The 21,692-nt window shown below is 59.4% G+C and carries 19 protein-coding genes; 7 read left to right on the top strand and 12 right to left on the bottom strand.

The genetic code is table 11. The annotated features are described in order from the left end of the window. Nucleotides 1-3 precede the first annotated feature (3 nt). A complete protein-coding gene (locus ACR0ER_RS22640) occupies nucleotides 4-993 on the bottom strand; it encodes a sterol desaturase family protein (RefSeq protein ID WP_480770843.1) in 990 nt (329 codons plus the stop codon). Between the two features lie 29 nt (nucleotides 994-1,022). Beyond that, nucleotides 1,023-1,778 carry a class II aldolase and adducin N-terminal domain-containing protein gene (locus tag ACR0ER_RS22635; RefSeq protein WP_480770842.1) on the bottom strand — a complete coding sequence of 252 codons (756 nt, stop codon included), beginning with the start codon at nucleotides 1,776-1,778 and terminating at the stop codon, nucleotides 1,023-1,025. Between the two features lie 118 nt (nucleotides 1,779-1,896). Between ACR0ER_RS22635 and ACR0ER_RS22630 the strand changes: the two genes are divergently transcribed. The 4 genes from ACR0ER_RS22630 to ACR0ER_RS22615 all read left to right on the top strand — a co-directional run bounded on the left by ACR0ER_RS22630 (nucleotide 1,897) and on the right by ACR0ER_RS22615 (nucleotide 6,596). Further along, nucleotides 1,897-2,772: a LysR family transcriptional regulator gene (locus ACR0ER_RS22630; RefSeq protein WP_480770841.1), complete on the top strand. Its 876-nt coding sequence runs from the start codon at nucleotides 1,897-1,899 to the stop codon at nucleotides 2,770-2,772. A gap of 143 nt (nucleotides 2,773-2,915) precedes the next feature. Continuing rightward, on the top strand, nucleotides 2,916-4,718 hold the full coding sequence (gene ade / locus ACR0ER_RS22625; protein WP_480770840.1) for an adenine deaminase: 1,803 nt from the start codon (nucleotides 2,916-2,918) through the stop codon (nucleotides 4,716-4,718). After that, nucleotides 4,715-6,178 (top strand): AMP nucleosidase, encoded by a 1,464-nt coding sequence (locus ACR0ER_RS22620; protein ID WP_480770839.1) that lies wholly within the window; start codon nucleotides 4,715-4,717, stop codon nucleotides 6,176-6,178. Before ade ends, ACR0ER_RS22620 begins: the two co-directional genes overlap by 4 nt. A gap of 130 nt (nucleotides 6,179-6,308) precedes the next feature. Then, on the top strand, nucleotides 6,309-6,596 hold the full coding sequence (locus tag ACR0ER_RS22615; RefSeq protein WP_039533371.1) for an HU family DNA-binding protein: 288 nt from the start codon (nucleotides 6,309-6,311) through the stop codon (nucleotides 6,594-6,596). A gap of 59 nt (nucleotides 6,597-6,655) precedes the next feature. Here ACR0ER_RS22615 and ACR0ER_RS22610 read toward each other — a convergent pair whose 3' ends face one another. Both ACR0ER_RS22610 and ACR0ER_RS22605 read right to left on the bottom strand, forming a co-directional pair. Further along, a complete protein-coding gene (locus ACR0ER_RS22610) occupies nucleotides 6,656-6,889 on the bottom strand; it encodes a hypothetical protein (protein WP_480770838.1) in 234 nt (77 codons plus the stop codon). 121 nt (nucleotides 6,890-7,010) lie between these two features. Continuing rightward, nucleotides 7,011-8,228, bottom strand: a complete 1,218-nt coding sequence (locus ACR0ER_RS22605; RefSeq protein ID WP_480770837.1) for a BCCT family transporter — start codon at nucleotides 8,226-8,228, stop codon at nucleotides 7,011-7,013. 170 nt (nucleotides 8,229-8,398) lie between these two features. Between ACR0ER_RS22605 and ACR0ER_RS22600 the strand changes: the two genes are divergently transcribed. Further along, nucleotides 8,399-9,286, top strand: a complete 888-nt coding sequence (locus tag ACR0ER_RS22600; protein ID WP_170334463.1) for a DMT family transporter — start codon at nucleotides 8,399-8,401, stop codon at nucleotides 9,284-9,286. Here the strand turns inward: ACR0ER_RS22600 and ACR0ER_RS22595 are convergent. Then, nucleotides 9,262-9,783: a glutathione peroxidase gene (locus tag ACR0ER_RS22595; protein WP_480770836.1), complete on the bottom strand. Its 522-nt coding sequence runs from the start codon at nucleotides 9,781-9,783 to the stop codon at nucleotides 9,262-9,264. The genes ACR0ER_RS22600 and ACR0ER_RS22595 overlap by 25 nt on opposite strands. 142 nt (nucleotides 9,784-9,925) lie before the next feature. On the opposite strand from ACR0ER_RS22595, the gene msrB reads away from it, so the two are divergent. Both msrB and msrA read left to right on the top strand, forming a co-directional pair. Beyond that, nucleotides 9,926-10,375, top strand: coding sequence for a peptide-methionine (R)-S-oxide reductase MsrB (msrB, locus tag ACR0ER_RS22590; protein WP_480770835.1), 450 nt, complete (start codon nucleotides 9,926-9,928; stop codon nucleotides 10,373-10,375). After that, complete coding sequence (msrA, locus tag ACR0ER_RS22585) at nucleotides 10,372-10,881, top strand: peptide-methionine (S)-S-oxide reductase MsrA (RefSeq protein ID WP_480770834.1); 510 nt, start codon at nucleotides 10,372-10,374, stop codon at nucleotides 10,879-10,881. The genes msrB and msrA overlap by 4 nt, the downstream gene beginning before the upstream one ends. A gap of 18 nt (nucleotides 10,882-10,899) precedes the next feature. Here the strand turns inward: msrA and ACR0ER_RS22580 are convergent, their stop codons facing one another. From ACR0ER_RS22580 to ACR0ER_RS22550, 7 genes are all read right to left on the bottom strand, one after another. Then, entirely contained in the window at nucleotides 10,900-12,903 is a 2,004-nt protein-coding gene (locus ACR0ER_RS22580; RefSeq protein ID WP_480770833.1) for a hydantoinase/oxoprolinase family protein, read from the bottom strand. Between the two features lie 72 nt (nucleotides 12,904-12,975). After that, nucleotides 12,976-14,013, bottom strand: coding sequence for a tRNA epoxyqueuosine(34) reductase QueG (gene queG, locus ACR0ER_RS22575; protein WP_480770832.1), 1,038 nt, complete (start codon nucleotides 14,011-14,013; stop codon nucleotides 12,976-12,978). A gap of 55 nt (nucleotides 14,014-14,068) precedes the next feature. After that, complete coding sequence (gene fzlA, locus ACR0ER_RS22570; RefSeq protein WP_480770831.1) at nucleotides 14,069-14,734, bottom strand: FtsZ-binding protein FzlA; 666 nt, start codon at nucleotides 14,732-14,734, stop codon at nucleotides 14,069-14,071. 58 nt (nucleotides 14,735-14,792) lie between these two features. Next, nucleotides 14,793-15,527: a monofunctional biosynthetic peptidoglycan transglycosylase gene (mtgA, locus tag ACR0ER_RS22565; RefSeq protein WP_480770830.1), complete on the bottom strand. Its 735-nt coding sequence runs from the start codon at nucleotides 15,525-15,527 to the stop codon at nucleotides 14,793-14,795. Nucleotides 15,528-15,566: 39 nt separating this feature from the next. Then, nucleotides 15,567-16,535, bottom strand: a complete 969-nt coding sequence (locus ACR0ER_RS22560) for a Hint domain-containing protein (protein ID WP_480770829.1) — start codon at nucleotides 16,533-16,535, stop codon at nucleotides 15,567-15,569. A gap of 185 nt (nucleotides 16,536-16,720) precedes the next feature. Beyond that, the gene (gene gltB / locus ACR0ER_RS22555) at nucleotides 16,721-21,253 is read right to left on the bottom strand and encodes a glutamate synthase large subunit (RefSeq protein ID WP_480770828.1); all 4,533 of its coding nucleotides are present in this window, start codon (nucleotides 21,251-21,253) and stop codon (nucleotides 16,721-16,723) included. Continuing rightward, complete coding sequence (locus ACR0ER_RS22550) at nucleotides 21,250-21,684, bottom strand: GFA family protein (protein WP_480770827.1); 435 nt, start codon at nucleotides 21,682-21,684, stop codon at nucleotides 21,250-21,252. The genes gltB and ACR0ER_RS22550 overlap by 4 nt, the downstream gene beginning before the upstream one ends. Between the last annotated feature and the right edge of the window lie 8 nt (nucleotides 21,685-21,692).

Here is a 21,692-nt window from a genome sequence, read left to right as displayed (position 1 = left end):
CCCTTAAGTATACATCTGCTTTTTGAAGGCCCGGGTCCGCGTCGTCGCCTCGGCCGAGCCGTCGTGATAGGTGCCAAACCACTTGTCGAAGGGAATCTCGGACGTGCCGTAGTTGCACTCGAAATACCTGTGATGCAGCTGGTGAAAAAAGTCCCCCGCACGGGCGGCATCGGTCTCTCCGGCTTTCAGCTTTTCAAAGCCGGAATGCGACAGGACCGGGCTGATCTGCTGGAAGTATGTATGGAAAAGCACATGCAGCGGGTGTGACGGCACGATCAGGTGGATGAAGTAGGTGGTGAAATACAGCAGGTTTTCATACCAGTGGTTCGATATCCCCGACCACGGTCCGATATTGACGTTCCGGTGATGAACGGCGTGGACATGTTTATAGAGCTTGGGGTGATGCTCCAGCCGATGTACCCAATAAAAATGCAGCCCCGACCACATAGGAATGAACAGCATCCAGACCACACACCAGACCGGTGCGCTGGCCCATGTGACCGTCGGCACATAGCCATTGGCCATCGCCCAATAGATCACCCACTGATACACGGTCGCCACTGTCATCGCGCTACCCAGTGTCCACCAGATATTGTCCCAGACCTGATTGCGGAAGGTGAAGTTGCCATTGTTGCGGGTCAGGTCTCGGCGGTCGAACTTCTTATACATGCCCTGGCCTTTGCGCATGTAAAGCCACCAGTGCAGGCTGCCAGCAACCAGAATTTGCGGCACCATGTTCAGCAGCCAGATGCGGAACATCCAACCGGGCGCAAAGCTTTTCATCGTCTCTAACGCAGGGAAAAAGAAGACATAAGCCGTGACGGCCAGCACCATGCACAAGGTCAAAGCGGTGATCTGCAGCCACGCGCCGCTATACCATTTCAGCACAGCAGCAGGACGCGGAGGCCAGTTGAACAGCGGGTTCAGCCCCACCGGCCCCTCGGGGTGATAGTGCCAGCGGGCAGCTTCGGGGTCTTGGGTGACGTCGGTCATGGCAATACCCTATTTGTGGCGTAGTCGGGTTATGTGGCGTAGTCCGAGCCTTCGGCATCCAGCAGAGCCTTGATCTCGCGCAGATGCGCCTCACCCTGACCGGGATAGTCGTCAAGCTCCTGCGCTGTCTTCTCGGCGATCTCATCCGACAGCACGCGCAGGGGCTGACCGGTTTGCAGTGCTCGGATGTAGGTTTCCGCCGCGCGTTCGAAATAATAGAGGCGATTGAAAGTATCCGCCGGGTCGCTTCCGATCACCAGCACACCATGGTTGCCCATGATCATGACCTTTTTCTTCGGGTCCGACAGCATTCCGGCGCAACGCTCGCCTTCGCTTTCAAAGGCCAGACCGCCAAACTCCTGATCGACCACATAGCGGTTGTAGAAAGTGGCGGTGTTCTGATCGATCGGAGGCAAGGTGCTGTCTGCCAACGAGGCCAGAACCGTAGCAAATATCGAATGCACATGAATCACACAGCGCGCATGCGGACAGTGGCGGTGGATCGAGCCATGAAGCCCCCAAGCGGTAGGATCAGGCGCGCCGGGCTGAGACATCACGCCCGGGTCGTTGGCATCCAGCAGCAACAGATTCGACGCCGTGATCCGCGCGAAATGCATTTGGTTGGGGTTCATCAGGAACTGGGTGCCGTCCTCATTCACCGCAAGACTGAAATGATTGGCCACGCCTTCATGCATGTTCAAACGCTCGGTCCAGCGGAAGGCGGCTGCAAGGTCCACACGTTCCGCCCAATGGTCGATATTCGGGCGCAGGTTGGTGATGGTCATTTCGAGCTCCTGTTGGGCTAGCTGGGGCTTTGGCAAAAGCGTGCCTGCGGCGCGCATGTTTGACCAACGAAAAAAACAGACCTATCTCATTAGCTGAGCTAATGGCAGGGTTATGCACATGCAGAATTCACTTCCTCCGCTGGGCTGGCTGCGCACGTTCGAAGCCTCGGCCCGGCATCTGTCCTTTACCGGTGCGGCCCGGGATTTGAACATGACCCAAAGCGCGGTCAGCCAGCAGATCAAATCGCTGGAGGGCTATCTGGGCCAGCCGCTGTTTGTACGCCGCCCGCGCGCGTTGGAGTTGACAGAGGCGGGCATCACCTATCTGCCCGTGGTGCGCGAGGCGTTTCGAACACTGGTGCGCGGTACGCAGGCCGTCACCGGAGCGCAGCAAAATGCGGTGCAGGTGCAAAGCAACATCAGTTTTGCGGTCAACTGGCTGGCCCCGCGCCTGCCGCAGTTTCGATTCGAGCACCCTGAGGTGCAGCTGAATATCTTTATCGAGCTGTGGGAACCGCGCGAGATGGCAGAGGGGGCCGCGGTGGAAATCCGCTATTCGCTGCGGCCCTCCGACACGGTGCGCACCGAATTGCTGCGGACCGATCACTATTATCCGGTTTGCGCTCCCGGTTATGAGGTGACGCTGGACACGTTGCAGCAGCAGCCGCTTTTTGACTGCTCCAACCTGATGTCCAACTGGGCGAGTTGGGCAGAAGATCAGGCTCTAAATTGGGGAAATCCGCCTGTTACCTATTCGACGACCTATCTGGTCAGCCTGTCCGTTGCGATGGCCGGAGGAGGCCTGTGCCTGACCCACGACACCATCGCGCGCGATCTGATCCGGCAGGGGCGCTTGGTGGCGCCGTTCTCCCACCGCGCGGTCATGCCCGAGGCCTATTACCTGCTGTTGTCCCCACAGGCCGAGGAAACCCCGGGGGCTCTGGCCTTTGCCGATTGGTTGCGGCGCGAGATGGAGGCCGATCGGCTGGCGTAACCGGGCCGCTCCCGCCCATCGTCAATGCCGCTTTGCGGCATCTCCTCTGGTTGGGCAGGGCAGCGCTTGCGCGCTGCGTGACGGTTTCATGATAGCTGCGCGCCGGGGGTTGCACCTTTTTGTGCATTCGGGAAAGTTGAGCCATGGAATACACGCCTTTCCCAAGTTGGCCCGATGTCGCCCCCAGATTGATTGCAGTTGCCGCAGGACGCGAACCCGCCGATACGGTCATTCGCCGCGGGTTCTGGGTCAATGTCCACAGCCGCGAGACGCTGGCCGATCATGACATCGCCATTGCAGCCGGGCGTGTGGCCTTTGTCGGGGCGGATGCGTCCCACTGCATTGGACCTGGCACGCAAATCATCGAAGCGAGCGGCCGTTACATGCTGCCGGGCCTGTGCGACGCCCATATGCATATCGAATCGGGCATGTTGACCCCGGCTGAATTCGCCCGCGCGGTGATTCCGCATGGCACCACCTCGATGTTCACCGACCCGCATGAGATTGCCAATGTGCTGGGGTTAGATGGCGTGCGCATGATGCATGACGAGGCGCTGATGCAGCCGGTTAACATCTTCACCCAGATGCCGTCCTGCGCGCCGTCCGCGCCGGGGTTGGAAACGACGGGGTATGAGATCACCCCCGAAGACGTGGCCGAAGCAATGAATTGGCCCGGTATCATCGGGCTGGGCGAGATGATGAATTTCCCTGGCGTGATCCATGGTGATCCTAAGATGCTGGCAGAGATCGCGGCGACTCAGCGGGCGGGCAAGACGGTGGGCGGGCATTATGCCTCGCCGGATTTGGGGCCTGATTTCGCGGCCTATGTCGCGGGCGGCCCGGCGGATGATCATGAAGGTACCTGCGAGGCAGATGCGATTGCGCGTGTCCGGCAGGGAATGCGGTCGATGATGCGGCTGGGGTCGGCCTGGTATGACGTGGAAAGCCAGATCACCGCCGTTACCGAAAAGGGGCTGGATCCGCGAAACTTTATCCTGTGCACGGATGACTGCCATTCTGGCACACTGGTCAATGAGGGCCACATGAATCGGGTGGTGCGCCACGCGATTGCCTGCGGATGCGATCCGCTGATCGCACTGCAGATGGCGACGATCAACACCGCAACCCATTTCGGGCTGGAGCGTGAGATCGGCTCGATCACGCCGGGACGGCGGGCGGATGTTATACTCAGTTCGGACCTGACGGAGTTGCCCATCGAACTGGTTATCGCCCGAGGTCAGGTGGTGGCAGAGAATGGGGCGATCACCGTCGACTGCCCACATCTGAACTGGCCAGACACCGCCCGAAACACCGTGCATCTGGGTCATGCGTTGACCGATGCGGATTTCGAAATCAAAGCCCCAGCTGGCGCCAACCGGGTGCAGGCCAATGTCATCGGTGTGGTCGAAAATCAGGCCCCGACCAAGGCGCTGAAGGCGGAATTGCCGATCATCGGCGGGCTGGTTGAGGGTGAAGGTGACGTCTGCCAGATCGCTCTGGTCGAACGCCATCGCGCGACCGGCGGGGTGACCAACGCCTTTGTCTCGGGCTTTGGCTATCAGGGCAAGATGGCGATGGCCTCGACCGTGGCGCATGACAGCCACCATATGATCGTGGTCGGCACCGACCGGGAGCAGATGGCGCTGGCCGCGAACCGCTTGGCTAAGGTCGGCGGTGGCATCACCCTGTTCCGCGATGGAGAGGAACTGGCGCTGGTGGAACTGCCCATCGCTGGCCTGATGTCCGACAGCCCTGCCGCTGACGTTGCCGCCAAAGCGGACAAGATGGTCGAGGCAATGCAGGCCTGCGGCTGTCAGCTGAACAACGCATACATGCAGCACTCACTGCTGGCTTTGGTTGTGATCCCCGAATTGCGGATCTCGGATCTGGGGCTGGTGGATGTGCGCACATTTGAAAAGATCGACCTTCTGGAACCTCTTGCATGACAATAATAAAAACACCTGACGTCCCGACGCCCGAGAAATTCACTGACCCCGCCGCCGCCGTGGCCCGCCTGGAAGAGCTGTACGAGAAGGCGACCCAGTTCCTGTGCGACAGCTTTGCCAAAGCGATGGAACAGGGCGTACCGGCCGAACGTTATCGGGCGTTTTATCCGGAAATCCGCATCAAGACCTCTTCCTATGCGCAGGTCGATAGCCGCTTGAGCTTTGGCCACGTGTCCGAGCCCGGCACCCATGTGACCACTGTCACGCGGCCCGATCTGTTCCGATCCTACCTGACGCAACAGATCGCCCTGCTGATCAGGAACCATGATCAGCCGGTGACGATTCAGGCGTCCGACACTCCAATCCCGGTGCATTTCGCGGTAGCCAACAACCCAAATCTGGTGGTGCCACATCAGGGGGCCGCCGGATTCACCCTGCGCGATGTGTTCGATGTGCCGGACCTGACCACCACCAATGATGACATCGTGAACGGAGTGTATGACACCGAGGATGAGACCGGCCCGCTGTCCCTGTTCACTGCACAGCGGGTGGACTACTCGCTGGCACGACTTTCGCACTACACGGCAACCGACCCCGACCATTTCCAGAACCACGTTCTGTTCACCAACTATCAGTTCTATGTCTCGGAGTTCGAGAGCTACGCGCGTGAGCAGCTCGCTAACCCAAACAGCGGCTATACCAGCTTTGTCTCAACCGGAAATGTCGAGATCACGACGCCAGACGGTGTACTGGAGCAGCCTCTGAAACTGCCCCAGATGCCGACCTACCACCTTAAACGCGCGGATGGGGCCGGGATCACATTGGTTAATATCGGCGTCGGGCCGTCGAACGCAAAAACGGCCACGGACCATATTGCCGTTCTGCGCCCGCACGCCTGGCTGATGGTCGGCCATTGCGCCGGGTTGCGGAATACGCAGGCATTGGGGGATTTCGTGCTGGCCCACGCCTATCTGCGCGAGGACAAGGTGCTGGACGATGACCTGCCGGTTTGGGTGCCAATCCCGCCGCTGGCCGAGATTCAGGTCGCTTTGGAACAGGCGGTGGCCGAGGTCACCGAACTGGAAGGTTATGAACTGAAAAGGATCATGCGCACCGGCACCGTCGCGTCGGTGGACAACCGCAACTGGGAATTGCGCGACCAGTCCGGCCCGGTGCAGCGCCTCAGCCAATCCCGGGCGATTGCGTTGGATATGGAGAGCGCCACAATCGCCGCTAATGGCTATCGCTTCAGGGTTCCTTACGGCACTTTGCTGTGTGTCTCCGACAAACCGCTGCACGGGGAATTAAAGCTTCCCGGCATGGCTTCGGCGTTCTATACCACTCAGGTCAGCCGTCATCTGGCAATCGGAATACGTGCGATGGAGCATCTGCGCGGAATGCCATTAGAGCGCCTGCACAGCCGGAAATTGCGTTCCTTCGACGAAACGGCCTTTCTCTGAAGCAAAAAAGCAACGTTTTCCCCATATTTTTAGGGTTTTCCGCGCTACTATTCGTTGTGTTCGTCCACAATATCCCGTTACAGTTACGCGGTGAGGCCCTATTTATCGGGCACGTTAAGGAGACCAAGAAATGGCAAAGCCTATGACAAAGACTCAGCTGGTTGCTGCTCTCGCTGAGGAGATGGGGACTGACAAGAAAGCCGCAAACGCTGCGCTGGAGGCCATGACCGGCCTGATCACCCGCGAAGTTTCGGCTGGCGGTGCGGTGACCCTGCCCGGCGTTGGCAAAATCTACTGCCGCGAACGCCCCGAGCGCATGGTGCGCAACCCCGCCACCGGCGAGCAGTTCAAGAAAGAGGCCGACAAAGTGGTCAAGATGACCATCGCGAAGGCACTGAAGGACAGCGTGAACGGCTGATTTCAGCTTTCACCGCAACATGATCAAGGGCCGCCGGTTGGGGGCCCTTTTTCTTTGGCTCAGTGCAGGCTTAGCAGCACTTCCAGATCACGACGGCTGAGGCGGGTCAACAAAGCCCTGTCATCAGCAGACAGTTTTGCCCCCTTGCGAATGTAAGCCTCAAGATACACGGCAATTTCGCTGGTCGAGCGATAGTACAAATCCGGCGAAGACCGGCTGAATTCGTCTACAAGCCGAAACAGCAGTTTCTTCTGTTTTTCCGAATCCAAATCTTTGCGTTTTTCTTCCAGCATTAATGGCCTCATCCGTTTTGTGAAAAATCTAGCTCAACAGGGACCAATTCCAACTCTAAGTCGAAACGAAAAACGGGCGCCACGATGGGCGCCCGTTTTCAGATTGCGGTTTCGAAACAGATCAGTGAACCGTTTCAACCTTATGGAAGTCCAGATCGCGGTCCTCCGGCATCGAGTCGATGCTCAGCACCTCTTTGCGCTTGGCGATCAGGATATAGACCACACAGGCCAGATACAGACCGACGACCACGGCTCCGATCCACTGGATTTGCAGCCACTGGCTTTGGAACAGCAAGGTCAGGACGAACAGCAGCGCAACGTTGCCAGCCACGTAGGGGGCCTTGCCGAACCGCTGAACTGTCATGTTCAGGTTGTCGGTGTACAGGCGGATCAGCGAGTCCAGCGAGTTGATAACGAAGGTCACACCCACGATCACCATCGCGATGTTGATGAGGCCTGCGGTCTCGATACCGTTCAAATGGTAGTAGTATAGAACGGTGAACCAGATACCCAGCGGGATCGATGGGAAGATCAGCAGTGCCGCCAGCAGCTGCCACGTGGTCAGGCCACCAACAAAGCGCGAGGTGAACTGGCCGATCATGATCGACCACGCGAACCACCAGAACAGGTAGAAGGCGTGATAGTCGGTCAGCGGCAGGACGAACTTGTGGATGTTCGCGAAGTAGGCACCGATGTTACTGCCGGTTTCCATGAACCCGGTCACACCCATACCGGCTGCGGCCCACATGCCAAGGATCAGCGCCAGGAACAGGAAGGTCGAGCCCACCGAGAGGATGCGCACGTATTTCAGGTCGGTCGACGAATAGGCCGCAGCCAGAATGACGACGAAGACGATGATGTAGAAGGTGCCGACTACGGATTCACCGTCGCCCACTTCGGGCAGGTAACCCGGCAGGTAAATAAGGAACAGGCTGGCGGTGAAGGCGCAGGTGCCGATGATGACCACGTTGTTGACCAGTTTGACCAGCGGGATCTCAAAGAACTTTACGCGGGGCTCGATCACACAGAAATAGAACGCCGTCAGGAAGTAGAACGCCCAGATCAGAAAACCCCAAAAGCCAAACTCGATGGCAAGCGGATTGGCAAAGGCGTATGCGGGTTCTTCGGCATAACCACCGAACTCGGTCAACGGGAACATGATCAGGCCCACATCCAGACCGGATGTGAACAGGATCGCAATGAAAGTGAACAGATGGACGGGGGTAACGCCGACACAGCGCAGGTTCCACCACTTCACCACAAAGAAAGCGACCAGGCCCAGGGCCAGCAGGACGCCAAACGACAAGATGTATTCCAGAAGCACCAAAACGCCTCCCATGATATTTCGGATGCGGCTGCTGTTATCTTTTATTGGTCAGTCAATCAATAAAAACGACCTTAACGGTAAGGTAGCAGGCCGGATGTGCCTTTTTTGACGCAAAAAGGGGCGCATCTTGCGGCGAGTGCGAATTCGATCAACAGTGCGCGAAAGTTATAAGGGGGACCGGAATGGATCTTCGCGCCATTGCCATGGGGCTGACATTTGCGTTCATCTGGTCGTCGGCCTTCACCTCGGCCCGGATCATCGTTGCGGACGCATCACCGCTGTTTTCGCTGGCCTTGCGGTTCCTGATCTCGGGCCTGCTGGGCGTCGCCATTGCCCGTGCCATGGGCCAAAGCTGGAACCTGACCCGACCCCAGTGGCGGGCGACGATTCTGTTCGGAATTTGCCAGAATGCCCTTTATTTGGGTCTGAACTTCTATGCGATGCAAACGGTTGAAGCCTCCCTTGCCGCCATTATCGCCTCGACCATGCCGTTGCTGGTGGCGTTGGCGGGTTGGGTGTTTATGGGTGAAAAACTGCGACCGATTGCGGTGCTGGGCCTGTTTGCGGGCTTTGCAGGTGTAGCCCTGATCATGAGCACGCGGATCGGTGGCGGTGTGGATATGTTTGGCGTGGCCCTGTGTTGTCTGGGCGCCCTGGCGCTGACCTTTGCCACGCTGTCCATTCGCGGCGCCACCTCGGGCGGCAACTTCATGATGGTGGTCGGGCTGCAGATGTTGGTGGGATCTGCCGTTCTGTTCGTCGCGGCACCGGTGTTTGAGACGATTTACATCCACCCGACCGTGCCGCTGGCGCTGGCCTTCACCTACACAACCCTTTTCCCCGGCCTTCTGGCAACACTGATCTGGGTGCTGCTGCTGGACCGGATCGGCGCCACCCGCGCGGCGACCTTCCATTTCCTCAACCCCGTCTTTGGCGTCTCCATTGCCGCCATCCTGCTGGGTGAGAAATTGGGCCCGTTGGACGCGGTGGGGGTCGGGATCACCACACTCGGCATACTCGCGGTTCAACTGGCGCGACAGCCTGCTCAGGGCAGCAAGGCCTCGACCTGACGCAGCAGCTTGGGCGCATCCGGCTTCGTGTTCGCGCCATAGGTGGCAACAACCTCACCATTGGGGTCCAGAAGAATCTTGTTGAAATTCCACCGGGGCTCAAACCCCGTCTGCGCCGCCACCGCCTTGTAGAACGGATGCGCATCGGCACCTTTAACCGGGGTGATATCCGTCATCGGCAGGGTGAGGCCATAGTTCATCTCGCAGAACTCCTTGACCTCATTGGCCGAGCCCAACTCTTGGTTGAACGAATCCGATGGCACCGCCAGAACCACAAGGCCCTGATCCGAATAGGCCTCATGTACCTTTTGCAGGGCCGCATATTGCCCGGTGAAGCCGCAGTGCGAGGCGGTGTTCACCACCAGAACCGGCTGCCCCCTCCAGTCTTCGATCGACAAAGTGCCGCCGTCAATCGACGCAAACTCGCCTGCCAAGGGTGCCGCCTGCACCGCACGACCGAGCAGGATCAAAACCGTCAAAGCAAACATTCTGAGCATGATTTGGCCTCCCTTTACCTACATTACGTATCAAACTCGGCGGCAGATCACCCGCACGAACGCGCGAGGCCGCTGAAATAGGGCTTTGATTTCCCCGCCCCTGCCCCCAGATTATGCCACAAGAAAACCGACCGGAGGAGCCATGACCCGTTATACCAAAGACCCCGAGGCCATCGCCGCCCTGTCCCCCGAAGAGTTTCACGTTACCCAACGCAGCGGAACCGAGCGTCCGGGCACCGGCAAATATTTGGGCAACAAGGAGCCGGGGATTTACGTGGACATCGTCTCGGGCGAGCCGCTGTTCGCCTCGACCCATAAATACGAATCCGGCTGCGGCTGGCCCAGTTTCACCAAACCGATCACTCATGAGCATGTGGAAGAGTTTCACGACGCTACCCATGGTATGATCCGCACCGAGGTTCGCTCGAAACACGGCGACAGCCATCTGGGGCATGTTTTCCCGGATGGTCCACGGGAACATGGCGGGCTGCGCTATTGCATCAACTCTGCCGCGCTGCGGTTCATCCATCGGGACGAGATGGAGGCCGAAGGCTATGGCGAATACCTGATCCATGTGGAGGATATCCAATGACCGATGAACGCGCCGTATTGGCGGGGGGCTGTTTCTGGGGGATGCAGGACCTGATCCGCAAACTACCGGGCGTATCCCGCACTCGCGTCGGATACACCGGCGGGGACGTGCCCAACGCCACCTATCGCAACCACGGCACCCATGCCGAAGGGATCGAGATTTTCTTTGACCCGTCGCAGATCACCTATCGCGATCTGTTGGAGTTCTTCTTTCAGATCCACGACCCGACCACGCTGAACCGTCAGGGCAATGATCGCGGCATGAGCTACCGGTCGGCCATCTACTATTTAGATGACGCTCAGAAAAAGGTGGCTGAAGATACGATTGCCGATGTGAATGCCAGCGGCATCTGGCCTGGCAAAGTGGTGACCGAGGTCGAACCCGCAGGTGACTTCTGGGAAGCCGAGCCCGAGCATCAGGACTACCTCGAGCGTATCCCGAACGGCTATACCTGCCACTTCCCGCGCCCCGATTGGGTGCTGCCGAAACGCGACGCGGCTGAATAAAGGGAGCCCCTGCGGGGGCTATCCCGTCGCCACCCGTGGGCGGCCACTGGCCTCGACGGTGATCATGGCCTCGACAAACACGTCCTTCGCCTCGATCCGGGCGGTTCGGATATCCCGGTCAACCACGACCCGGATATCCTCGGCCCCGGCCTGACGCACGGCGCCCTCTGCCTCGGACCGCAGCACCGATTCCAACAGTGCCAGCGCCGCGTCGGATTCGTTGAAGTCTTGCGGGCCGTCTTCAAGATGAACCCGAAACCGGCCTTCGGACGGAGACGTGACCGTGCCGGTTCTGCGTAGGGTCAGGCGGCCCACCACGGCACCGATGGCATTGGCCACACCCGCATGTTCCGGCAGGATCATGCGACAGCGCAGACGCTCGCCGACCGCCGGATAATAGCTGGGCGCCGACGCCCCGAGGCCCACCACATCCACGTTCAAAGTGGTATCCAGTGCCAAAAGGCCGCGATGGCCGGACAGGCCTTTTTGCGTCAGGACATGGCGCGCCAGCTCGGCTGATGGCACGCCAAAAGCCTCGGCCTCTTCCGCAAAAGCAGTCTCTAACAAGGTCAAAGTGGTTTGTTCAGTCAGTTGATCCACGATGATCTGCGCCAATTCCTCGGGCGTCTTGGCCAGCCTGTCCCCGGTTCCAATCCGTTTGCGCGCGATCAGTTCAAGCGCCTTATGCGCCGCATCCGCATCCCAGGCGTCCAAACGACCCAGAACATGGCTGGCATCCGATGGCGTCACGCCCGAAACCTGTACGATCCCGCGATCCACCAACCGCGCCAAGGCTCCGTTTTCCATCCGGGTCCGCAGCAACCCGCTGAGCGGCAGAACCTTGTCGCCCAACCGCTCCAGCAGGGCCTCTTCCCGCGCGCCCAAGCCTTCGGCATGAATGCCGGGAACGCGCCGCGCAAACCTCGTATCGTGTTCGCCCACCGTCGTTGCACGCAATTGCGCGTCCAACACGGCATGAACGGCCTCGGGCGCTTCAGACGCAATCAACGAGACCGGCAGCACCCGACGCGGCCCCAGAAACACGCCGCCGCCCAGCCCTTCGGTCATCACATGCACCTGACTGTCGCCGCCCAGACCATGAGTGCGCATAGCGACCGCCTCAACCATAGTGCGGAACCCGCCAACCTGCGCGCCAGCGGGATCAATCGCGGGCTTGCCGTCGCGGATCAACGCCACATCGGTGGTGGTCCCGCCGATATCCGAGACCAATGCGTTCTCGGTTCCCGTCAGCCAACTTGCCCCAACAATCGACGCTGCCGGGCCACTGAGTATCGTTTCAATCGGTCGTTCGCGCGCCTGTTCTGCGCTCATCAGGGCACCGTCGCCCCGCACAACCATCATCGGTGCAGTGATGCCCAATTCCAGCAACCGGTCCTGCGCCCGCCCGATCAACCTGTCTATCATCCCGATCAGACGCGCATTCAGCACGGCGGTTACCGCCCGTTTCGGACCGTTCAGCTTAGCCGACAGGTGATGCGAACATGTAACCGGGGCACCGGTTCGTTCGGCGATAATCCGCGCCGCCTCAAGCTCATGCGCGGGGTTCCGTGTGGCGAACTGGGCAGCAACGGCAAAGCCCGAAATGCCTTTATGAGAATCTATAAATGCCTCAAGCGCCGCCAAATCCAACGGCGCAGCTTCGCCTCCGGCATGAGTGTGACCGCCCGCAACCACCAGGGCCGGATCACCCTTCAATGCGTCCCGCAGCCCGTGCTTGTCCAGATCACCGTCCTTGAAGCCGATATAGATCAGCGCCACGCGCCCACCCTGCCCTTCGACCAGCGCGTTCGTCGCCAATGTGGTCGACAGCGACGCCATCGAAATCTGATCCGGAGCCACCTGCGCCGCATCCAGAACCGCCTGAATCGCCTTGCCCACACCAATCGCCAGATCGGCCCGCGTGGTCAGAGACTTGGCCGAGGCGATCACCTCACGCTCATCCCGGACCAGCACGGCATCGGTATAGGTTCCGCCCGTATCCACCCCCAAAGCCAACGCCATCGGGATCTCCTTTCTGTTCGCTGCGGATGGGTTTAGCGGTTTGGACCGACACGTCCAGCCTGTTTGCGGCACTTATGGCAATCGTTGCACCGCCCAGCGCGCGGCGTCGGCAACTGTGGGGTCCCGATCTTCCGTCAACCCCTGCGCAACCGACCGCAACTCGGCCCTGCCCGAGTTACCGACGGCATAAAGCACATTGCGCACAAATCGATCCCGCCCGATGCGTTTGATCGGCGATCCGGAAAACTTCGCACGAAACGCTGCGTCATCCAGCGCCGCCAGGTCCGCCAAGGCAGGCGCTTTCAGATCCTCCCGGGCGGCATAGCGCATATCGCTGGCGGCAACCGCAAACTTGTTCCAAGGGCAGGCCGCCAGGCAATCGTCGCAGCCGTAAATCCGGTTGCCGAGCTTGGCGCGCAGTTCCTCGTCCACCGGGCCTTTGTGTTCGATGGTCAGGTAGGAGATACAGCGCGTTGCATCCAGCTGGTAAGGCGCTGGAAAAGCATCCGTCGGACAGGCATCCAGACAGGCACGGCACGATCCGCAATGATCCACCTCGGCCATGTCTGATTGCAGATCCAAAGTGGTGAAAACAGACCCTATAAAGGCCCAATTTCCCCAATCCCGGCTAACCAGATTGGTGTGTTTACCCTGCCAACCCAGCCCGGAAGCATGGCCCAAAGCCTTTTCCGGCACCGGAGCCGTATCGACAAAGACCTTCACCTCACCCCCGGCCTCGGCAATCAGCCAACGGGCCAGACGCTTCAGCCGTTTCTTGACCAGATCATGATAGTCCTTGTTCTGCGCATAGACCGAGATCGCCGCCTTGTCCGGGTGATTCAGCACTTCGGTCGGGTCATGATCCGGTGCATAACTTTCGGCCAGCATGATCACCGACCGCGCCTCGGGCCACAACGCCGCCGGATCACCGCGCCAATGGGTCCGCTCGGCCATCCACGCCATCTGCCCATGGTATCCGGCCTGCAGGAACGCCTCCAACCGGGATGGAACCTCTGGCACATCCCAAGGTCGGCACACACGACAAGATACAAACCCTTCGCTCAGCGCCTGCGCCACCAGCTTGTCTTTTAAACCCTCTCCGATCTTCATCTGGCTACAAATATCCTTGGGGGTCCGGGGACAGACAGCCCTCTTTGCCACCCTATCAGAAATCCAGATCGGCGTAATGAGCGGGCGGCCGGAACCCCGGCACCTGATCCGCCAATATCGATCGAAACGCTGGCCGCGATTTGATCTTGGCGTACCAGTCCTTAACCGCGGCAGACCGATTCCAATCCACGTCCGAGATATAATCCAGCGCCGACAGATGCGCCGCAGCTGCAAAATCCGCCAAAGTCATCTGGTCCCCCGCCAGCCAGCGCCGATGATCCAGCAGCCACGCCATGTAATCCAGATGGTATTTGATCGCGCGGGCGCCTTCCTTGACGTTCTTGCTGTCCGGATAGCCCTCACCGGTGACCTTCTTGTTCACCCGCTCATACAAGAGTTTCGAGGTCACCTCGTGGTGGAACTTGTCATCGAACCAGCCCACCAAACGACGCATCTCGTAACGGGCCTCAGGCGTTTTCGGCATCAGAGGGGGCTCAGGTCGCGTTTCCTCGATATATTCACAAATCGCTGCGCTTTCCGACATGATCTGCCCGTCCAACCGCAAAACCGGCACTTTACCGGCCGGATTGCGGCGCAGGAAATCCGGGTCTTTTTCCCAGTATCGCTCTTCGACCAGTTCGACCTCGATCTTCTTTTCCGCCAGAGACAGGCGAACCTTGCGGCAATACGGGGACAGGGGAACGTGAAACAGACGCGCCATGGGCTTCCAATCGAACCAGTGAATACCCCCCAGATTTAGCCTTGAGGGGCGATGGGTTTCAATCCTCGAAACAATCCGCGCGACCATCTGCGCGGATGGTGGCCGCCCCGTCCAAAATCGACGCAGCCCTTCGGCGCGTCCAAACCGAAGGATCGGTGACCGACCGGTTGCGGGGCGAGGGCAAGATCGCTGCGATGCGCGCGGCCTGCACCGGGCTCAGTCGAGCAGCGGGCACGTTGAAATTGCTTCGCGCTGCGGCCTCGACCCCAAACACGCCCTGCCCGGTTTCGGCTACGTTTAGATAAACCTCAAGAATACGTTGCTTGCTCCAGAAAATCTCGACAACCGGCGTGATCGAGGTTTCCAGCGCTTTGCGCACCCAACTGCGGCCCTGCCACAGGAAGACATTCTTCACCACCTGCTGCGTAATGGTCGACGCCCCACGCGAACCACCATCCTCCAGCGCGTCGCGGATCGCTTCGACGTCGAAACCCCAATGCAGGCAGAAATTGGCATCCTCGGCCGCCACGACCGAACGCGCCATAACGGGAGATATCTCTTCGATCGGAACCCAATCCCGCTCGACTTTGCCCAGCCGGCGCCATTCGGACCAGATCGTATGTGTTACCGGCGGGTTCACTACAGAAAACAGCGCCACCAGCCCGACCACAAAGACAACCGTTCCCAACACAGCCCGAGTCACCCAACGGCGAATCCGCAATTTGGTTGGTTTCTTTGTCTTTGACGCTTTGCTTTTCTTACTGCTCGATTTGCGCGCTGCTTTTTGTGCCATGTGCTTGCTATACGACGCGGCGCCGGGGTTTAAAACGATTTATATCGCCAGTGCCCGAGCCTCGCGCGGGCGGATGACGGGTCGTGCGGTCTCCGGCATTACAGGGTTGCGCCTGCACAGTTCGGGAAAAAGCCGGAATATCTCGGCCTGCGTATCCCGATCAGCTTGGGAAATCGCATGTCCGGGATAATAGCTTTCACTTTTTGCCCCGTTGGCAATGACAATCTCATGACGAGCAAACAACAGATGGATGTACTCGACCTCGTCTCCTTCAACGCGTGTGACCGTTTCACCGTTGACCAGACAATGGGCGGCGATCAGAACCTCGGAATGACCAAAGTGGTAAGGCGCCCGCCAATCCGCCACCAGCATCCGGTGCTGAGGTGACACGGTCAGAGGGCGATCCAGCCCCAAAACCCCAGCCTCGAAACGGATTGGGGCCAGTTTGCCCTGTGCCCTGACTTTGGTCCGGCCCACCCACAGCAAGGATTGCGGACCATTGTCGGTGGTTGTGATCAGATCTCCTGGTTGCAACTCTTCGACCCGACGCGGCCCGTCCGGTGTGTCGATCAACGTACCGGGCGTGAAGCAGGGAGGACCAAGATCATCGTTGGCGATATTAACCGAACCAAAGGAATCTCCGGTATCGCTGAAATCCGTGACGGATGAACTGACGAATGTGCCGTTTTGCAGAACCTGCCCATCGGTTGGCGTGAAAACCTCACGCCCGTCGGCCAGATAGAAGGTGACGCCGGTATAGGTAACCTCTGTCCCGTTCGCCAATTCGATTGTCACCATATCGTTGAAAAACGAAGACGTGATATCAACGCCGTCAACGGTGTCGCCCGGCGGGCCAACCGGAGGATCAAGCCGATCGATCAGGTCATCGTCGTTGAAATCAACGATGTCGAGCTTCTGAAATGACAGCGCCGAACCCGGAACCGTACCATTTGCGCCGGGGTTCGCCGGATCCAGAATAAAGAACTGATCTGTATAGGTCGTGGGCATGTGCCTGCTCCTGCCAACTCATTACATTGGGATGCAGTATGGCTGCATATCCCGAAGAAACTATGGCCATAGCTAGGCGTGATCCGCGCAAAAGTGCAATAAATGCGAAGAAATCAGCTAAAAATGATAAAACCCGCGTGTTTTCTGAGACACGCGGGTTTTCTTGTTCAGGGTCTGATACCGGCTTATTCCGCTGGAACCGCCTCAACCTCGTTGGTCAGAGGATGGCTGAGCTTGTTCAGCATCTCTTTCGGGCAGACCTGCAGGAAGTTGGCTTTTTCAACATCCCAGTGCTGCAGAATGTCGGCTGCCTTGCGGCTAAAGGTTTCAACCTGATGGGTTTCGATCAGCGATTTCAGCTGCTCTTCCCAATGGTCGACGGCCACCGGGCAGGTCACCAGCGTTTCCATGTTCATCAGCTTTTCGGCCTTGCCTTCGGGGTCGTACAGATAAGCCATACCGCCCGTCATGCCCGCGCCAAAGTTGGCACCAATATCACCCAGGATCACCGCAACACCGCCGGTCATGTATTCACAGCCGTTGGAACCACAGCCCTCGATCACCACCGTGGCGCCCGAGTTGCGCACCGCGAACCGCTCACCTGCGCGGCCGGCGGCGAACAGGTAGCCATCGGTGGCGCCGTACAGGACTGTGTTGCCGATGATGGTGTTGTCATCCGCCTTCAGCGGGCTGACCTGCGGCGGACGAACGACAATCATGCCGCCCGACAGGCCCTTGCCAACATAGTCATTGGCATCACCTGACACCTCCAGTTTCAGACCCGGCGCGGCAAAAGCCCCCAGCGACTGACCGGCCGACCCTTGCAGTTTCACATGCAGGTGATCGGACTGGAATGTGTTCCGCATCCCGAAATTCTGCACGATGTGGCTGGAAACGCGGGTGCCTACGGTCCGGTGCGTGTTCTGCACCGCGTAGGACAGCTGCATCTTTTCGCCATCCTTAAGGAACCGCGCCGCATCACGCACGATCTCGGCATCCAGAGTATCCGGCACCACGTTGCGATCCTTGTCGCGGTTATAAACGATGTCCTGAGCACCATCGACGGTGATCAACAGCGGGTTCAGGTCCAGATCATCCAGATGCGCGGACCCACGGCTGACCTGCGCCAACAGATCGGCCCGGCCGATGATCTCATCAATCGAACGCGCGCCGAGGCTAGCCAGCAACTCGCGCACTTCCTGCGCGTAGAAGGTGATCAGGTTGACGACCTTGTCCGCGTTGCCGGTGAACTTGGCGCGCAGGTCCTCGTCTTGCGTACACACGCCAACCGGGCAGGTGTTCGACTGGCACTGACGCACCATGATACAGCCCATCGCAATCAGCGCGGCGGTGCCGATACCGTATTCCTCGGCCCCCATCATCGCGGCCATGACAATGTCACGACCGGTGCGCAGGCCACCATCGGTCCGCAGGGTCACACGGTCGCGCAGGTTGTTCATCGCCAGAACCTGATGCGCCTCGGTCAGGCCCATCTCCCACGGAAGACCAGCATATTTGATCGAGGTCGCGGGCGAGGCACCCGTGCCACCATTGTGACCCGAAATCAGGATGATATCCGCTTTTGCTTTGGCCACACCGGCGGCAATCGTGCCAACGCCCGAGGACGCCACCAGTTTCACAGTCACCTTGCAGCGCGGGTTGATCTGTTTCAGGTCATAGATCAGCTGCGCAAGGTCTTCGATCGAGTAGATGTCGTGGTGCGGCGGCGGTGAGATCAGCGTAACACCCTTGGTCGAGTGACGCAGGCGCGCAATCAGGTCGGTGACCTTCATGCCCGGCAGCTGACCACCCTCACCGGGTTTCGCACCTTGGGCGACCTTGATCTCAAGCTCTTCACACTGGTTCAGGTATTCGGCGGTCACACCGAACCGGCCCGAGGCCACCTGTTTGATCTTGGCAGACGGGTTGTCGCCATTGGGTTCCGGCACGAAATGCGCCGGATCTTCACCACCTTCACCCGAGTCGGATTTCGCGCCGATACGGTTCATCGCCACGTTCAACGTCTTATGCGCCTCGGGACTCAACGCGCCCAGCGACATGCCCGGGGTCACGAACCGCTTGCGGATCGAGGTGATCGATTCGACCTCTTCAATCGGCACTGGCTTGCCCAGCGGTTTGAAATCCATCAGGTCGCGCAGGTGGATCGGCGGGTTCGACTGCATCTTGGCCGAATACTGCTTCCACAGCTCGTACGAGGCGCGGTTGCAGGCCATCTGCATCATATGCATCGAGGTCGCTTCCCACGCGTGCGTCTCACCCGATTTGCGCGCTTTGTAGAAACCACCGATGGGCAGCACGTCCAGACCGCTGGTCCAGGCTTTAGCGTGGATTTCCTCGGCCTTGGTCTGAATACCGGTGACACCGATACCGGAAATCCGGCTGGTCATGCCCGGGAAGTATTCAGCAACCATGGCACGGCTGAGGCCGACGGCCTCAAAGTTCAGACCGCCGCGATAAGACGAGATCACCGAGATGCCCATCTTGGCCATAATCTTCAGCAGACCCTGATCGATGGCCTCGCGGAAACGAGCCACGTTTTCGGTCAGGGTTCCATCCAACAGGCCGCGACCAATGCGGTCGGCCAGCGAATCCTCGGCCAGATAGGCGTTCACAACTGTCGCGCCACAGCCGATCAGCACGGCAAAGTAATGCGGGTCGACACATTCGGCCGAGCGCACGTTCAATGAGCAGAAGGTCCGCAGCCCCTGGCGGGTCAGATGCGAGTGAACCGCGCTGGTCGCCAGGATCATCGGCATCGCTACGCGACCCTCGCCCGAGTTCACGTCGGACAGCACCAGATGCCCAGCGCCCGAACGCACGGCCTCTTCTGCTTCGGCTCTAACACGGGACAAAGCGGCGCTTAGTGCACCTCGGCCGGGCTCAAAGCTACAGTCAATCTCAGCCAGCGGAGAGCCGAAGTTTTCGACTAGTTTGTCCCACTGCGCGTTGCCGACAAAGGGGCTTTCCAGCACGATGATTTCGGTCTGGCTGCTGTCTTCGTCCAGCACGTTTTTCAGGTTACCGAATCGCGTTTTCAGCGACATCACGCGGTATTCACGCAAGCTGTCGATCGGCGGGTTGGTCACCTGGCTGAAGTTCTGGCGGAAGAAATGGCTCAGCGGGCGGTATTGCTTGGACAGAACCGCTGACGGAGTGTCATCCCCCATCGAGGCAATCGATTCCTTACCGTCCTCGGCCATCGGCGCGAGAATCTGTTCCAGTTCCTCAATCGAATAGCCAGCCGCAATCTGACGCTTGCGCAGCTCTTCACCCGAAAAGATCGGCGCTTCGGCCACTTCGGCCAACGTGACGTCCAAATCGTTGATCTTGCCGACCCACTCGCCAAAGGGCAGCGCACGGGCCAGTTTGTTCTTAATCTGTGTATCGCGGTAGAGCTTGCCCTTTTTCATATCGACGGCCAGCATCTGACCCGGACCCAACGCGCCTTTTTCGGTTACGCTGGCCTCATCAATCGGCACCATACCGGCCTCGGACCCCGCGATGACCAGGCCATCGCCAGTCACGACATAGCGCATCGGACGCAGGCCGTTCCGGTCCAGACCGGCGCAGACCCAGCGGCCATCGGTCATGGCAAGCGCTGCGGGGCCGTCCCACGGCTCCATCACCGAGTTGCAGTAGGAATACATGTCGCGCCAAGCCTGCGGCAGCTCGACCGCCTGCTTGGACCAGCTTTCCGGCACCAGCATGGTTTTCGCCATGGGGGCCGACCGGCCTGCGCGCACCAGAACCTCGAAAACCGAGTCTAATGCGGCTGAATCCGACGAACCGCCTGCGATGATCGGCTTGATATCCTCGGCATAGTCACCAAAGGTGCCCGACGCCATGCGGATCTCATGGCTTTTCATCCAGTTGATGTTGCCTTTCAGCGTGTTGATCTCACCGTTATGCGCCAACATGCGAAACGGCTGCGCCAACCACCATTGCGGGAAGGTGTTGGTGGAATAGCGCTGGTGATAGATTGCAAACGCCGATTCAAAGCGTTCGTCCATCAGGTCGGGGTAGAACACCGCAACCTGCTCGGCCAGCATCATGCCCTTGTAGATGATCGAACGGCAAGACAGCGACGCCAGATAGAGACCGGAAATGCCCGCAGCAGCGGCCGCCTTTTCGATACGGCGACGGATGACATACAGCTCGCGCTCAAACGTCTCTTCGTCCACGCCTTTGGAATTCGAGATCAGAATCTGCTCGATCTCGGGACGGGTCGCGTTGGCCTTGTCACCCAGACAGGTGACATCCACCGGCACGTGGCGCCAGCCGTAGATGTAATAGCCCATGCGCAGAACTTCGGTTTCCACGATGGTCCGGCAGCTTTCCTGCGCGCCGAAATCGGTGCGGGGCAGGAAGACCTGACCAACTGCGATCAGCTCATCCAGATTAGGCTCGTGCCCGGTACGACGGATCTGATCATAGAAGAATGGAACCGGGATCTGCACATGGATACCGGCGCCGTCGCCGGTCTTGCCATCGGCGTCCACAGCACCCCGGTGCCAGATCGCCTTGAGCGCGTCGATCCCGGCATCCACCACCTTGCGCGACGGCTTGCCGTCAACGGATACAACAAGGCCTACCCCGCAGGAGGAATGCTCTTCTTCCTCGGAATAGAGACCGTTTTGTGCCATCCATTTGCGCTTGGCTTCCTCGGCCCGCACCCAATCGGCATCATATTTGGTCATTGGCTGTCTCCTTCTTCCGGCTGGGCAAACATGGCTTCGACCTCGGCTTTGGTCATCTGCTTGCGTTCACCTGCGAACGCGTACCCATCGGGCTTTTTGTCGATAAAAAGTTCCAGTTGCAGCAGGTTTCCTGTGTCTTCGAACAGGCCCGCTGCCATTTCAGTGTGTCCGTGCATCTCGCCCGGCGCGGTGACCCGGTACCAAAGGGCCGAGCCACACTCGGCGCAAAAAGCACGCTCGGCCCATTCGGACGAGGTATAGGTTTTGACCGGGCCCAAAGCGGCATAGCCGGGCTCGGCCTGAAACGTCACCAGCATCGAGCTGGTCCAGCGACGGCATTGGTCGCAATGACATGCGCCCAGCGAGTCCTTCGCCGGGGTGGCGGTCACGGTGACCGCGCCACACATGCATTGGCCTTGCAATTCGGGCATTCGAACCC

Source organism: Ruegeria sp. CH8, from assembly GCF_056536985.1.
This window is presented reverse-complemented; position numbering and strand designations above follow the sequence as displayed.

Coding starts and splice junctions, on each gene's coding strand:
- ACR0ER_RS22640 (WP_480770843.1), bottom strand. CDS start 993: ATGACCGACGTCACCCAAGACCCCGAAGCTGCCCGCTGGCACTATCAC.
- ACR0ER_RS22635 (WP_480770842.1), bottom strand. CDS start 1,778: ATGACCATCACCAACCTGCGCCCGAATATCGACCATTGGGCGGAACGT.
- ACR0ER_RS22630 (WP_480770841.1), top strand. CDS start 1,897: ATGCAGAATTCACTTCCTCCGCTGGGCTGGCTGCGCACGTTCGAAGCC.
- ade (WP_480770840.1), top strand. CDS start 2,916: ATGGAATACACGCCTTTCCCAAGTTGGCCCGATGTCGCCCCCAGATTG.
- ACR0ER_RS22620 (WP_480770839.1), top strand. CDS start 4,715: ATGACAATAATAAAAACACCTGACGTCCCGACGCCCGAGAAATTCACT.
- ACR0ER_RS22615 (WP_039533371.1), top strand. CDS start 6,309: ATGGCAAAGCCTATGACAAAGACTCAGCTGGTTGCTGCTCTCGCTGAG.
- ACR0ER_RS22610 (WP_480770838.1), bottom strand. CDS start 6,889: ATGCTGGAAGAAAAACGCAAAGATTTGGATTCGGAAAAACAGAAGAAA.
- ACR0ER_RS22605 (WP_480770837.1), bottom strand. CDS start 8,228: ATGGGAGGCGTTTTGGTGCTTCTGGAATACATCTTGTCGTTTGGCGTC.
- ACR0ER_RS22600 (WP_170334463.1), top strand. CDS start 8,399: ATGGATCTTCGCGCCATTGCCATGGGGCTGACATTTGCGTTCATCTGG.
- ACR0ER_RS22595 (WP_480770836.1), bottom strand. CDS start 9,783: ATGCTCAGAATGTTTGCTTTGACGGTTTTGATCCTGCTCGGTCGTGCG.
- msrB (WP_480770835.1), top strand. CDS start 9,926: ATGACCCGTTATACCAAAGACCCCGAGGCCATCGCCGCCCTGTCCCCC.
- msrA (WP_480770834.1), top strand. CDS start 10,372: ATGACCGATGAACGCGCCGTATTGGCGGGGGGCTGTTTCTGGGGGATG.
- ACR0ER_RS22580 (WP_480770833.1), bottom strand. CDS start 12,903: ATGGCGTTGGCTTTGGGGGTGGATACGGGCGGAACCTATACCGATGCC.
- queG (WP_480770832.1), bottom strand. CDS start 14,013: ATGAAGATCGGAGAGGGTTTAAAAGACAAGCTGGTGGCGCAGGCGCTG.
- fzlA (WP_480770831.1), bottom strand. CDS start 14,734: ATGGCGCGTCTGTTTCACGTTCCCCTGTCCCCGTATTGCCGCAAGGTT.
- mtgA (WP_480770830.1), bottom strand. CDS start 15,527: ATGGCACAAAAAGCAGCGCGCAAATCGAGCAGTAAGAAAAGCAAAGCG.
- ACR0ER_RS22560 (WP_480770829.1), bottom strand. CDS start 16,535: ATGCCCACGACCTATACAGATCAGTTCTTTATTCTGGATCCGGCGAAC.
- gltB (WP_480770828.1), bottom strand. CDS start 21,253: ATGACCAAATATGATGCCGATTGGGTGCGGGCCGAGGAAGCCAAGCGC.
- ACR0ER_RS22550 (WP_480770827.1), bottom strand. CDS start 21,684: ATGCCCGAATTGCAAGGCCAATGCATGTGTGGCGCGGTCACCGTGACC.